Here is a 12725-nt window from a genome sequence, read left to right as displayed (position 1 = left end):
TCCTGCCACGGCACATCGCTCAGCATAGTTCCCATGGGGTGAGACGCGCTTTCAGCGGGGGATCGCTGAAACTTGATATAATCTCAGTGAGATTGCACATACATGTTCCTGCGTGTTAAGCGGAGCGAGATATGATCCGCTGCCATTGCCGGCCCGGGCGTCGTACAAGAGCCCGGTATCGAGAGGTGGCCGAGCACATGATAGCCCGATGACCGACGAAGCGAAAACTCCCGACGACAGGACGATGCTCGACGAGATCACGTCGAGGTGTCTTGCTGCGCCGACCCTCAGGACGGCCCGCGTCATCGGGAGATCCTATGATCGTGCGCTCGCCGGAAGCGGGATAACGATCACGCAATTCACGTTGCTGGTGACGATCGCCAAATACCGGCCGACCTCGATCGCGCAGCTTGGCGAATGGCTCGACATCGAAGCGAGCACCCTGTCGCGCAATCTGGCAAAACTGCGCAAGTCGGGTCATGTTGAGCCGCCCGGTAGTGAAGGGCGCGCGCAGGAACTGGTCCTGACCGACAAGGGGCTATCGACGCTGCGCGAGGTCTATCCCCGCTGGCTCGACACGCAGCAGGATCTTGAAGCGCGCCTCGGCCCGCAAAACGTGGCGGGCGTTCGCAGCCGCCTGACCGATCTCAGGACCGCTTAGCGACCGCGCCGCCGCAGATGTGCCGCGGGACTTGCGTGCATACGTCTAACATGTATATGCATGCTTTGGTCGGGAGGCGGTGGTCATCGTCGCCGATCCCAAGTCGCAGAGGGCAGTCCATGCAATACCAGTCGATAAACCCCACCACCGCTTCACCCGGGGCGGAATTCGCCTTGATCACGAATGAGGCGCTCGAAGCGACCGTGCAGCAGGCTGCGGACGCCTTCGAGGTCTGGCGAGGCACCGAGTTGTCTGTCCGCAGCGCAATGCTCCGCGCGGTTGCCGCTTGCTTGCGCGAGGATGCCGGTCGGCTGGCCTCGGTCATCGTCAGCGAGATGGGCAAAAGGGTTCAGGAGGCTTATTTCGAAATCCAGCTCTGCGCGCAGATCTGCGACTATTACGCGGACCATGCCGGGCAATTCCTCGCCCCGGAGCAGGTACCCGGCGTCGAGGGCGCGCTCGTCCTGAAAGAGCCGATCGGGCCGATCCTCGCGATCGAGCCGTGGAATTTTCCGTTCTACCAGATCTTCCGCGTCGCCGCACCGCAGCTTGCGGCGGGCAACGTTGTGATCGTGAAGCCTTCGGAGCTGGTCCCCGAATGCGCGGTGGAGATTGCCGCGCTGTTCGAAAAGCACTGCGACGTCAAAGGTGTATATACAAATATCTTCGCGTCGCACGACCAGATCGGCGAGCTGATCGCGGACGCTCGGATCAGGGGCGTCACCCTCACCGGCAGCACACGGGCCGGCGCTGCCATTGCCGAACAGGCGGGGCGCAACCTGAAGAAGGTGGTTCTGGAACTCGGCGGCAGCGACCCGATGATCGTGCGCGAGGATGCGCCGGTCGAATGGGCGGTTCAGCAGGCCCTGTTCGGGCGATTACTCAATACCGGCCAGTGCTGCGTGGGGACAAAGCGGCTGATCGTCGTCGGCGAGGAGCGGGCACAGATCCTGGAGGCCGCGCTTGCGCGGATATTCGCGACGATTCCTGCAGGCGATCCGGGCGACCCGAAGACCAAGCTCGGCCCCCTCGTCTCGGCGCGCGCGGCGCAAACGCTCCAGGATCAGGTCGACCGGGCGGTGGCCCACGGTGCGCGCCTGGTGGCTGGCGGCAGCCGGATGGACCGAGCGGGGTTCTACTTCGAGCCGACAATTCTGGCCGACATGGCGCCGGACAACCCGGTCTATCGCGAGGAATTCTTCGGCCCGGTCCTGATGCTGGATGCCGTGGGCAGCGATGACGAGGCCGTCTCCCTCGCCAACGCGACGCCGTTCGGGCTCGGCGCCTCGATCCTGTCCGAAGACATCGAGGCGGCCGGGCGCATGGCGCGCCGCATCGCCAGCGGCATGGTCTTCATCAATCAGGCATCGCGCACCCAGGCCGATCTGCCCTTCGGCGGGATCGGCCAATCGGGCTTCGGGCGCGAACTGGCCGAGGCAGGGTTCGGCGAATTTCTGAATCGCAAACTCGTCACGGCGGTCCCCTGCGGGACGCCGCCGCTGGGCGCTTGATCACCACCACAGGAGAAGAAGAAATGCCACTTTGGACCATCTATCACCCGGTCGATGCCTACACGCCCGAGACCAAGGCCGAGATCGCGAAGACCATCGTCGATTTCTACCCGATGCTCCCGGCCTTCTACGTGGGCGTGGTGTTCCACGAGATGCCGCGCGACAGGATGTTCGTCAGCGGCAAGCCGACCGACGATTTCGTCCGCATCGCGGTCGATCATATCGCCCGGCAGTTCTCCGAGGATGCACTCGCCCAGAAATGGCTTAACCGTGTGAGCGCGTCGCTGGCCGCTTTCACCTCGGATATGGGCTATCGCTGGGAGGTTCACTTCGACGAAACGCCGTTCAAGCTCTGGCGCATCCAAGGCTACCCCGCACCGCTTCCCGACAGCGAGACCGAGCGCAAGTGGAAGGCCGACGACGCGGCGAGTCCCTACGACTTCGCAGCCTGAGAACTCTACGCAGTCAGCGGCGCTTGGCGAACAGCTCGATCAGTTCCTCGAACTTTTCGCGCTGGTCGCCCTCGTCGCCGCTGGCGATCGCTTCGGCCACGCAGCAGGCGGCGTGATCCTTCAGAACCTGGGTCTCCACCTTGGCGAGCGCGGATTTGACCGCCTGCATCTGATGCAGGATGTCGATGCAATAGCGATCATCCTCGATCATCTGCGCAAGGCCGCGCACCTGCCCGGCAATCCGGTTCAGCCGATTGATCTTGGCGGTCTTGGTGTCGCTCATTCTCAACGCTCGTATCTGCATACTCAAGGGGGGTATAGGCCTGCGCGGGTGGGGGTTCAATCTGGTGCTTGGAGCGGGGGCGACAAGGTCTGACTGTTTCGCTGGCCCCAATGCGGGCAGGCCTGCTAGCGGTGCAGAAAATGTATAAGCCCTCCCCAAATCAGCCATTTGCCCATGACGAAGACGGCATGACGGTGGCCGCATGAGCGCTGCCGAACCCGGCATTGGAGAGTGGCCGACCGAGGGGCTGGTGGATGATGTCCGCTCGCAGATGTTCCGCGCGGCCGACGCCGGCGAGACGTTCGCGCTGGCCACGATCGTGGCGGCCGATGGCGGGCCGCGCCCGGTCGGGGCACAGATGCTGGTCACGGCAGCTAGCTATTGGGGTTTCCTCTCGGGCGGCTGCATCGAGGCGGACGTCGCCCTCCACGCGCGCGAGGCGATTGCCGACGGGCAGCCGCGGCGGCTGGTCTATGGCGAGGGCAGCCCGTTCATCGACATTCGCCTGCCGTGTGGTGGAAGGATCCAAGTGGAGCTCGAGCGGGTCCCGCCCGACGATGCGGCAGTTCACGATCTGCGCCGCCTGACGTTGGCGCGCGAACCCGCCTTGTGGACCAGCGACGGCAAGCACCGAAGCTGCAGCAAGGATGGGGTGACCGACCCGGCTCCTCGCGCGCGGGTCCGCCGTCGCTACGATCCCGCGCAGCGGCTGGCGGTGGTCGGCACAGACCCCTTCGCACTCGCGATCGCCGCACTTGGCCAGAGGATTGGCTGGGATACCGTGCTCCTCGCGCCCTTCGCCCCGGAAGGCGAGACGCCTTTGGAGGTGCCGGTGCTGCGCAGCGCCTTGGCCGATTCGCTGGCGAGCATCGCGCCCGACCCATGGACGGCCATCGCCGTCGCAACGCACGATCTGGAGCGCGATCGGGAGGCGCTGGTGCCCGCACTTGCCGGGTCGGCGGGCTATGTCGGGGTGCTCGGCTCGCGGCGCAAGCTGGACGAGCGAAGGGCTGGCCTGCGCGCCGCAGGATTGCGCGAGGGCGAGATCGACCGCCTCAAGGCCCCGATCGGCCTGCCTATTGGCGCGGCATCGCCGTGGGAGGTCGCGCTGGCGGTGATCGCCGAGATCGTCGCCGACGCCCGGTCTCGCACTAGCGGTGAATCCGCATGACAGGCCACGCTGGGCGCGAGGCAATGCTCGCCGGATGCCACGCGATCGTGCTGGCGGCGGGTGGGGCGAGCCGGTTCGGTGGCGGCAAGCTGCTCGCACGGCTCGATGACACGCCGCTGATCTGCCGGGCGGTGCGGGCCGCCTTCGCCGCGCCGGTGGAATCGGTCCGCCTGGTCGTAGGCGCCGACGCCGAGGAAGTCCGCGAGGCGGTGCTGGCCGCGCAGACGCCGCGGCCTGAATTCGTGCACTGCGACAGCTGGCAGCAGGGTCTCTCCGCGTCGCTGAAAGCGGGAATCGGCGCGCTTCCCGCCGATGCGCGGGCGGTGGCGATCTTCCTCGGCGACATGCCGGCTCTCAGCGGGCAGCTCGCGGGCGAGGCTCTGCGCGCGGTGCTGGGCGGAGCCCCGGCGGCCTACCCGGTTTTCGGGCAGGCTCCCGGTCATCCGGTCGCGCTGTCGCGGGCGCTGTTCGAGGGGGTCGCGCAGCTGGAGGGCGATCGCGGCGCGCGCGCGCTGATAAAGGATCATCCCGGCGTAGTCCGTCTGCCGGTCGATGATCCGGGCTGTATCGTCGATATCGACACGCGGGACGATCTGCGCGTCTACGCGCGCGCGTAGACGCGGCTTATACCTCTGGTAGGAACGCGCGGTCATTAGTTAGGCACTGATTTACGATTTGGGCCTAGCCATCGGTACAGGGAGGGCTGTGTTGATGATGCCGGAGACTCTATTGCAAGGTCGCAACGGGACCTTGTTCTATGTGCTGGCGCAGATTGCCTTGCGCTACGCACTGGTCATCGCGCTGGTGGCGGTGCTGTGCATTCCGCTGGTGACGGGACCGTGGGTCACCATGTTGCAGGTTCTGGGGGCAGGGCATCTGTTCCTGGCCTTCGCGCTGAGCCTCGCGATCCACTGGGTCAGAAAAGCGCAGTCGGCGGAGAACAAGGCGCGCCTTCACGGCATCAACGAGACGCAAGAACAGATCGAAGAGCTGTTCGCGATGACCGACACGCTGCAAAGCGCGGACAGCAATGCCGATGCCGCGCAGGTGCTGCGCGCGACCAGCCGCAAGCTGCTGCCCGGCTGCGGCGTCGCCCTTTACGTCTTCAACAATTCGCGCGACCGGCTCGACCTGATCGACAGCTGGGACATGCCCGAGGGCTATGCCGCGTCCGATAGTCTGGTGCCGTCCAACTGCTGGGCGCTGAAGCGCGGCAAGGACCATTTCAACAACCCGCAGGAACAGTCGCTGTGCTGTTCCCACTATATCGGCGATGTCGCGAGCATCGAAGTGCCGATGATGGCGCGCGGGCAGGTGTTCGGCCTGCTGGTGCTGGGCGATCGTGGCGGCAAGTGCTCCAATGTCGACAAAGCCCGCCGGATCGCGCGGGCGCTGGCCGATTCGACTTCGCTCGCGCTGTCCAACATCTCGTTGCGCGAACAGCTTCGCACCCAGTCGCTGCGCGACCCGATGACCGGGCTGTACAACCGCCGCTACATGGAAGACACGCTCGACCGCTTCCTCGCGCTGGCCCAGCGCCAGCACCAGTCGACCTCGGTGCTGATGATCGACCTCGACAATTTCAAGACGCTCAACGACGAACATGGCCATGCCAAGGGCGACGCCGTGCTCAAGGATGTTGCCGCGAATGTCGTCGGTGCGCTGCGCCCTTCGGACATCGTATGCCGCTATGGCGGGGAGGAACTGCTGGTGATCCTGCCCGATTGCGGGATCGACGATGCGTTGATGCGTGCCGAACAGGTACGCGCTCGCATCGAATCGCTCTCGGAACAGCATGGTTGCCGGGTGACTGCCTCGATCGGCGTCGCCTCGATCCCCGAGACCGCCAAGTCATCGGGCGATCTGCTGTCCGCCTCCGACGCCGCGCTCTACGAAGCCAAGGCGATGGGCAAGAACCAGGTCCATGCCGCACCGCCGGTAATGACCAAGAAGGCGGGCGAAAACGTGACCGCCCGCCTCGTGGTCAGCTAACTGCCTGCCGGCTTCAGGCCTTGAGCCGCTCGGCGTGCCACGCCACGTGATCGGCCAGGAAGCTCGAGATGAAGTAATAGCTGTGATCGTACCCGTCGCGCATGTTGAGCGTGAGGGGGATGTTCGCATTCGCGCACGCCTCCGCCAGCAGTTCGGGCTTGAGCTGTTCTTCCAGAAACTGGTCCGCGGTGCCCTGTTCCACCAGCAGCGCGTCGGCGCGCGCGCCATCCTCGATCAGGGTGCAGGCGTCGTATGCACGCCATGCTGCGCGGTCTTCACCCAGATAGCCCGATAGCGCCTTCTCGCCCCACGGCACGCTGGCGGGCGCGACGACCGGGCTGAACGCGCTGATCGACGCAAAGCGATCCGCGTTCCTCAGGCCGATGGTCAGCGCTCCGTGGCCGCCCATCGAATGGCCGGTGATTCCCTGGCGCGCCATATCGACCTGGAAGTGCTCGGCGATCAGCGCGGGCAGCTCGTCCTCGATATAGCTTCGCATCTGGAAATGCGGCGCCCACGGTTGCTGCGTCGCATCGACGTAGAACCCCGCGCCCTGGCCCATGTCGTACGCATCGTCATCGGCAACGCCTTCACCGCGCGGGCTTGTGTCGGGGGCGATGAAGATGATCCCGGCTTTTGCGCAGGCCGCGCGATATTCGCCCTTCTCGGTGACATTGGCGTGGGTGCAGGTGAGGCCGGAGAGATACCACAGCACCGGCAGCTTCGCTCCTGCCTCGTGATCGGGCACGAAGACGGAGAAGGTCATGTCGGTGCCGGTGGCTGTGCTCTTGTGACGATAGACGCCCTGCGTCCCGCCATGGCTGCGGTTCTCGCTGACGGTTTCGATGCCCATCCTACACCTCCACCGGAACGAAGGCGGTCGCGGCGTCGCCGGTATTGGGCGTGCCGTCGGCATCCATCACCAGCAGCTTGGCCTCGCCGGCGGTGGCGCGGGGACGATGCTCGACGCCGCGCGGCACCACAATCAGTTCGCCCTGCGCGAGGTGCTCGACCCGGTCCCGAAACTCGATGTCGAGCTCTCCCTCGACCACCAGGAACAGCTCGTCGGTGTCGGGGTGGCAATGCCAGTGATAGTCTCCCTCGACCCGCGCGAGCCGGACCTCGTTACCGTTGTAGCGCGCCGCTAGTCGGGGCGACCAGTGCTCGGAGAACAGGGCGAACTTCTCGGCCAGATTGACCTTTGCCGGGGCTGCGCTGCCCATCAGTCGTACACCACGACGGAGCGGATGCTCTCGCCCGAGTGCATCAGGTCGAACGCCTTGTTGATCTCTTCCAGCTTCAGCACGTGGGTGATCATCGGGTCGATCTGGATCTTGCCGTCCATGTACCAGTCGACGATCTTGGGCACATCGGTGCGGCCCTTGGCCCCGCCGAACGCGGTGCCGCGCCAGTTGCGGCCCGTGACCAGCTGGAACGGGCGCGTCTCGATCGTCTTGCCCGCTTCGGCGACGCCGATGATGATCGAGGTGCCCCAGCCCTTGTGGCAGCATTCGAGCGCTTGGCGCATCACCTCGGTGTTGCCGGTGCAGTCGAACGAATAGTCCGCCCCGCCGTCGAGCATTTCGACCAGATGCGCGACCACATCGTCGACATCCTTCGGATTCACGAAATCGGTCATCCCGAAATGTTCGGCGTAGGGCTTCTTGTCGGGGTTGATGTCGACGCCCACGATCCGGTCGGCCCCCGCCATGCGCGCGCCCTGGATCACGTTGAGCCCGATTCCGCCGAGGCCGAAGACCACGACATTGTCGCCCGGGCGCACGTCCGCGGTGTTGACCACCGCACCCACGCCGGTGGTGACGCCGCAGCCGATATAGCAGCTGGTGTGGAACGGCGCGTCCTCGCGGATCTTGGCGACCGCGATTTCGGGCAGCACGGTGTAGTTCGAGAAGGTCGAGCAGCCCATGTAGTGGTAGATCGGCTTGCCCTGATAGCTGAACCGCGTGGTTCCGTCGGGCATCAGGCCCTTGCCCTGCGTCTCGCGGATCGCGCTGCACAGGTTGGTCTTGCCAGAGAGGCACATCTTACACTGGCGGCATTCGGGGGTGTAGAGCGGGATGACGTGATCGCCTTCCTTCACGGATGTCACGCCCGCGCCGACCTCGCGCACGATCCCGGCGCCTTCGTGGCCGAGCACGCTGGGGAACAGGCCTTCGCTGTCGAACCCGTCGAGCGTGTAGGCATCGGTGTGGCAGATCCCGGTCGCCTTGATCTCGATCAGCACTTCGCCGGCCTTGGGGCCTTCCAGATCGAGTTCGACGATTTCGAGCGGCTTCTTTGCTTCGAAGGCGACGGCTGCGCGGGTTTTCATGGGGGAATTCTCCTTCTCGCGGGGTCTGTGTGCATGGCAACGCGCCGGGTGGCGCAAACGTGCCTTGCGCTTGTTCGGATGCCTGCCTAGGCCCTTGATCCGTGATCGATCAATCCGCCTTTCGCGATGCGCTCGGTACTTTTGTCACCGGTGTGACGATCGTGACCGCCTATGATGAGGACGGGCAGCCTTCCGGATTGACGGCGAACAGCTTCAATTCGGTATCGCTCGACCCGCCGATGGTGCTGTGGAGCCTGTCGCTGGACAGCCGCAACCTGCCCGTGTTCCGCAATGCGAAGGCATGGGCGGTACACGTGCTGGCGGCGGACCAGCAGTCGCTTTCCAACCGCTTCGCCAGCCGCGGGGCGGACAAGTTCGGCGATCTCGATTGCGGCGACGGGCCGGAAGGGGCCCCGCGCCTCGAAGGGTGTGCGGCGCGCTTCGGCTGCACCGCCAAGTTCGAGTACGAGGGCGGCGATCATGCGATCTTCCTTGGCGAGGTGGTCGATTTCGAGCGGACCAGCGCCGAACCGCTGATCTACCACGGCGGGCGCTATGGCCGGGTGATGCCCGATGGCGAGCCCGCCAGCGATACCGCCAAGGCGCAACTGGTCAGCGACGGCCTGATCGTACAGGGCGGCGAGGGCTGGCGGCTGACCTCCGCAGGCCGCGCTCAGCTACAGCTTCTGCGACAGATCGAGAGCGGCTGAGGCAGCTGCAAGTGCAGGCTGCGTGAGCCTCTCGCTCTCGCAGGACTTGTAGATATAAAAATATCTTTATATGTCGGATCGCGATGCGGACCGAAGCCATCCTGCGCGCGCTTGGCGACACCACCCGGCTGCGGATCATGCGGCTGCTGGGGACGATCGAGCTTGCTGTGGGTGAGCTGTCGCAGGTGCTCCAGCAGAGCCAGCCGCGTGTTTCCCGCCATGCCTCGATCCTGTGCGATGCAGGGCTCGCGGTGCGTCGCCGCGAAGGCAGCTGGATCTATCTGCGCGCCGCGACCGAGGGCGCGCATGGATCGCCGCTGACGGCGGCGGTGGCCCGGCTGCTTTCGATCGCCGAGCAGGAAGACCCCGAATTCGCCGCGCAGTGCGAGGAGGATCGGGTCCAGCTTGCCGCGATCCGTAATGCCCGCGAGGACAAGGCCGCCGAATGGTTCGAAGCCCACGCAACCGAATGGGACGACCTGCGCCGCCGCCACAGCCCGGACGAAAAGGTCGAAGCAGCCCTGAACCGCGCGCTGGAGGGTGAGCCGCTGGGCGAACTGCTCGACATCGGCACCGGCACCGGGCGGATGGCGGAACTCTTCGTCGAAGGGGCATCACGGATCGTCGCGCTCGACAAGAGCCTCGAGATGCTGCGGGTGGCGCGGGCCAAGCTGCAGCATCTGCCTGCGGAAAAGGTCGAGCTGGTGCAGGGCGATTTCCTCTCCCTGCCGTTCGACAGCGCGTCGTTCGACACGGTGCTGTTCCACCAGGTGCTGCACTATGCGCCCGATCCGCTGGTGCCGCTGCGCGAAGCGGCGCGGGTGCTGCGGCCGGGCGGGCGGATCGCGATCGTCGATTTCGCCGCGCATCAGCAGGAAGAACTGCGCGAACGTTTCCAGCATGCCCGCCTCGGCTTCGAAGACGGGCAGCTGGTCGGCGCTCTGGAGCAGACCGGCTTTGCGAGCGAACCTCCGCGCTCGCTCGAAGGCGACACGCTGGAGGTCAGAATCTGGGTCGCCCGGCGCATCGACGCGCTCGGCACCCGCGAAACCACACGAAAGGCGGCACGATGACGGCCGGACCAGGCACCATGTTCGATCCCGCTCGCGAAGCAGACTATGCGACCACCCCGCCGCTGTTCAGCGGACTGCCGGGCGATATCGACGTCAGCTTCGAATTCTTCCCGCCCAAGACCGAGAAGATGGAAGCCTCGCTGTGGAACGCGATCGAGGAGCTGAAACCCCTCGATCCCCACTTCGTCTCGGTCACCTATGGTGCGGGTGGCTCGACGCGGGAGCGCACGCACAAGACGGTGGCGCGGATCATCGCCGAAGCGGGGCTGCCGGCTGCGGCGCACCTCACCTGCGTCAACGCTTCGAAGAAAGAGACGCAGCGGATCGCGGAGCACTACTGGGAAGCGGGCGTGCGCCACATCGTCGCGCTGCGCGGCGACATGCCGCGTGAGGACGGCACGCTCGGCCCGTTCGAGCCGCACCCCGATGGCTACGCCAATGCCGAAGAGCTGGTGCGGGGGCTGAAAGAGGTCGCCGATTTCGAGATTTCGGTCAGCGCCTATCCCGAATGCCACCCCGACGCGCAGAGCCCGCAAGCCGAGATCGATTACCTGAAGCGCAAGATCGATGCGGGCGCGGATCGGGCGATCACGCAGTTCTTCTTCTCGCCCGAAACATTCTTCGCGTTTCTGGAAAAGACCGACAAGGCGAGCATCGACGTGCCGATCGTGCCCGGCATCCTGCCGATCACCAATGTCGCCAAGGCGCGCGAATTCGCCGGGCAGTGCGGCGCGGAAATACCGGCGTGGATGGACAATCTGTTCGAAGGGCTCGACCAGCGCCCCGCCGCGCGACAGCTGGTTTCCGCCACCATCGCTGCAGAAATGTGCCGTCGGCTCTACGCGGGCGGAATTCGGCACTATCATTTCTATACACTCAACCGCGCCGACCTCGCCTACGCGATCTGCCACCTGCTCGGCATGCGGCCCACGGAGAACGCAGCATGACCCCTTCGACACGCTCAGGACAGGGCGCCCGCCAGACCCTGATGCAGGAAGCCGCCAAGCGCGTGCTCATTTCGGACGGCGCGTTCGGCACGCAAATCCAGAACCGCAAGCTGACCGAGGCGGATTATGCGGGCGATCTGAACCTGCCCGCCGACCAGAAGGGCAATAATGATATCCTCGCGCTCACTCGCCCCGACGTGATCGCCGACATTACCCGCGCCTATCTGGATGCCGGATCGGATATCGTTTCGACCAACACCTTCTCCGCCAACACGATCAGCCAGGCGGATTACAAGGCGGAAGACAAGGTCGACGCGATCAACGTCGAATCTGCCCGCATCGCGCGCGAACTGGCGGACGAATACGCGGCGAAGGACGGTCTTCCCCGCTTCGTTGCGGGCGCGATCGGCCCGACCAACAAGACCCTCTCGCTCTCGCCCGATGTCGAGGACCCGGGCTATCGCGAGATCACCTTCGATCATCTGGTCGAAGTCTATCGGCAGCAGGCCGCCGGGCTCGTGCAGGGCGGGGCGGACTTCATCCTGATCGAGACCGTGTTCGACACGCTCAACGCCAAGGCGGGCATCTTCGCGGTGAAGAAGCTGGAGCGCGAGCTTGGTCGCGAGGTGCCGATCATGATGAGCATGACGCTGACCGACCTTTCGGGCCGCAACCTGTCGGGCCACACGGTCGAGGCGTTCTGGCACTCGGTTCGCCATGCCAGGCCGGTGACCATCGGGCTCAATTGCAGCTTCGGCGCGGAGCAACTGCGCCCGCATGTGCAATTGCTGGCCAAGCTCGCCGATACGCTGGTGATGGTCTATCCCAATGCCGGCCTGCCCAACGAGCTGGGCGAATATGACGAAGAACCCGACACCACCGCAGCGCTGGTGAAGGCTTGGGCGGACAAGGGACAGGTCAACATTCTGGGCGGCTGCTGCGGTTCGACCCCCGAACATATCGCCGCGATGGCCAAGGCTGTTGTCGGGCTTCCCCCGCGCGAACTGCCCGAGCCGCCCACCGTCATGCGTCTCGCCGGGCTCGAACCCTTCGAGATCGCTGCATGAGCGATGCCGCTGTGGAGCGCGTGGTGGTGCGCGAGGCCGACGGCGAGGATGCCGGGCGGCTGGCGCTGGTTTCCGATGCGACCTTCCTCGAAACCTTTGCCGGAATGATTTCGGGCGACGCGCTCGTCACCCATTGCCAGCGGCGGCACGCGCCCGCCTATCTGAGCGGACTGCTCGAAGGCGGGGCGCGGGCCTGGCTGGCCGAGCTGGATGGCGCGCCGATCGGCTATGCCCTGCTCACCGCGCCCGAACTCGACGCCGCGCGCGAGGGCGATGTCGAGCTCAAGAAGATATACCTCCTCTCGCGTTTTCACGGCAGCGGTATCGCCGCGCGCCTGTTCGACGCCGCGCTCGCCGGAGCGGCGGGGCATGCGCGCCTGCTGCTGGGCGTGAAGGACGATAATCACCGCGCCATCGGATTCTACACCAAACAGGGATTTCGCCAGATCGGCACGCGTCGCTTCGACGTCGGCGGCACGCTGTACGACGATGTCGTTCTCGCCCGCGATCTGGACCGGACTTAAAT

At 65.4% G+C, this 12725-nt stretch carries 15 protein-coding genes; 11 read left to right on the top strand and 4 right to left on the bottom strand.

Annotated features, from left to right (window positions below):
* Positions 1 to 208: 208 nt before the first annotated feature.
* From KYN89_RS13445 to KYN89_RS13435, 3 genes are read left to right on the top strand one after another with little or no spacing between them, the layout of a single operon-like run.
* The gene (locus tag KYN89_RS13445; RefSeq protein ID WP_222825511.1) at positions 209 to 661 is read left to right on the top strand and encodes a MarR family winged helix-turn-helix transcriptional regulator; all 453 of its coding nucleotides are present in this window, start codon (positions 209 to 211) and stop codon (positions 659 to 661) included.
* A gap of 17 nt (positions 662 to 678) precedes the next feature.
* Complete coding sequence (locus tag KYN89_RS13440) at positions 679 to 2172, top strand: aldehyde dehydrogenase family protein (protein ID WP_346727240.1); 1494 nt, start codon at positions 679 to 681, stop codon at positions 2170 to 2172.
* 23 nt (positions 2173 to 2195) lie between these two features.
* Positions 2196 to 2624: a tautomerase family protein gene (locus KYN89_RS13435; RefSeq protein WP_248285224.1), complete on the top strand. Its 429-nt coding sequence runs from the start codon at positions 2196 to 2198 to the stop codon at positions 2622 to 2624.
* 13 nt (positions 2625 to 2637) lie between these two features.
* Here the strand turns inward: KYN89_RS13435 and KYN89_RS13430 are convergent, their stop codons facing one another.
* On the bottom strand, positions 2638 to 2907 hold the full coding sequence (locus tag KYN89_RS13430; protein ID WP_010235679.1) for a metal-sensitive transcriptional regulator: 270 nt from the start codon (positions 2905 to 2907) through the stop codon (positions 2638 to 2640).
* 202 nt (positions 2908 to 3109) lie between these two features.
* Between KYN89_RS13430 and KYN89_RS13425 the strand changes: the two genes are divergently transcribed.
* The 3 genes from KYN89_RS13425 to KYN89_RS13415 all read left to right on the top strand — a co-directional run bounded on the left by KYN89_RS13425 (position 3110) and on the right by KYN89_RS13415 (position 6070).
* On the top strand, positions 3110 to 4078 hold the full coding sequence (locus KYN89_RS13425) for an XdhC family protein (RefSeq protein WP_222825508.1): 969 nt from the start codon (positions 3110 to 3112) through the stop codon (positions 4076 to 4078).
* A complete protein-coding gene (locus KYN89_RS13420) occupies positions 4075 to 4695 on the top strand; it encodes a nucleotidyltransferase family protein (protein WP_222825507.1) in 621 nt (206 codons plus the stop codon). Before KYN89_RS13425 ends, KYN89_RS13420 begins: the two co-directional genes overlap by 4 nt.
* Before the next feature lie 94 nt (positions 4696 to 4789).
* A complete protein-coding gene (locus tag KYN89_RS13415; protein ID WP_222825506.1) occupies positions 4790 to 6070 on the top strand; it encodes a sensor domain-containing diguanylate cyclase in 1281 nt (426 codons plus the stop codon).
* A 13-nt stretch (positions 6071 to 6083) separates the two neighbouring features.
* Here the strand turns inward: KYN89_RS13415 and fghA are convergent, their stop codons facing one another.
* The 3 genes from fghA to KYN89_RS13400 are packed head-to-tail and all read right to left on the bottom strand — an operon-like array spanning position 6084 to position 8402.
* Positions 6084 to 6923 (bottom strand): S-formylglutathione hydrolase, encoded by an 840-nt coding sequence (gene fghA, locus KYN89_RS13410; protein ID WP_248285223.1) that lies wholly within the window; start codon positions 6921 to 6923, stop codon positions 6084 to 6086.
* A 1-nt stretch (position 6924) separates the two neighbouring features.
* A complete protein-coding gene (locus KYN89_RS13405; protein WP_197637529.1) occupies positions 6925 to 7293 on the bottom strand; it encodes a cupin domain-containing protein in 369 nt (122 codons plus the stop codon).
* Positions 7293 to 8402, bottom strand: a complete 1110-nt coding sequence (locus tag KYN89_RS13400; protein ID WP_222825505.1) for an S-(hydroxymethyl)glutathione dehydrogenase/class III alcohol dehydrogenase — start codon at positions 8400 to 8402, stop codon at positions 7293 to 7295. The genes KYN89_RS13405 and KYN89_RS13400 overlap by 1 nt, the downstream gene beginning before the upstream one ends.
* A gap of 101 nt (positions 8403 to 8503) precedes the next feature.
* Here KYN89_RS13400 and KYN89_RS13395 point away from each other — a divergent pair, with 101 nt between their 5' ends.
* From KYN89_RS13395 to KYN89_RS13375, 5 genes are all read left to right on the top strand, one after another.
* Positions 8504 to 9112, top strand: a complete 609-nt coding sequence (locus KYN89_RS13395) for a flavin reductase family protein (RefSeq protein ID WP_222825504.1) — start codon at positions 8504 to 8506, stop codon at positions 9110 to 9112.
* A gap of 83 nt (positions 9113 to 9195) precedes the next feature.
* On the top strand, positions 9196 to 10185 hold the full coding sequence (locus KYN89_RS13390) for an ArsR/SmtB family transcription factor (RefSeq protein ID WP_222825503.1): 990 nt from the start codon (positions 9196 to 9198) through the stop codon (positions 10183 to 10185).
* Complete coding sequence (gene metF / locus KYN89_RS13385; protein WP_429699549.1) at positions 10182 to 11132, top strand: methylenetetrahydrofolate reductase [NAD(P)H]; 951 nt, start codon at positions 10182 to 10184, stop codon at positions 11130 to 11132. Before KYN89_RS13390 ends, metF begins: the two co-directional genes overlap by 4 nt.
* Entirely contained in the window at positions 11129 to 12199 is a 1071-nt protein-coding gene (locus KYN89_RS13380) for a homocysteine S-methyltransferase family protein (protein WP_248285222.1), read from the top strand. Before metF ends, KYN89_RS13380 begins: the two co-directional genes overlap by 4 nt.
* The gene (locus tag KYN89_RS13375) at positions 12196 to 12723 is read left to right on the top strand and encodes a GNAT family N-acetyltransferase (protein ID WP_222825502.1); all 528 of its coding nucleotides are present in this window, start codon (positions 12196 to 12198) and stop codon (positions 12721 to 12723) included. The genes KYN89_RS13380 and KYN89_RS13375 overlap by 4 nt, the downstream gene beginning before the upstream one ends.
* The last annotated feature ends 2 nt before the right edge of the window (positions 12724 to 12725 follow it).

This window comes from Alteriqipengyuania abyssalis, from assembly GCF_019857185.1.
GTDB classification, from domain to species: domain Bacteria; phylum Pseudomonadota; class Alphaproteobacteria; order Sphingomonadales; family Sphingomonadaceae; genus Alteriqipengyuania; species Alteriqipengyuania abyssalis.
This window is presented reverse-complemented; position numbering and strand designations above follow the sequence as displayed.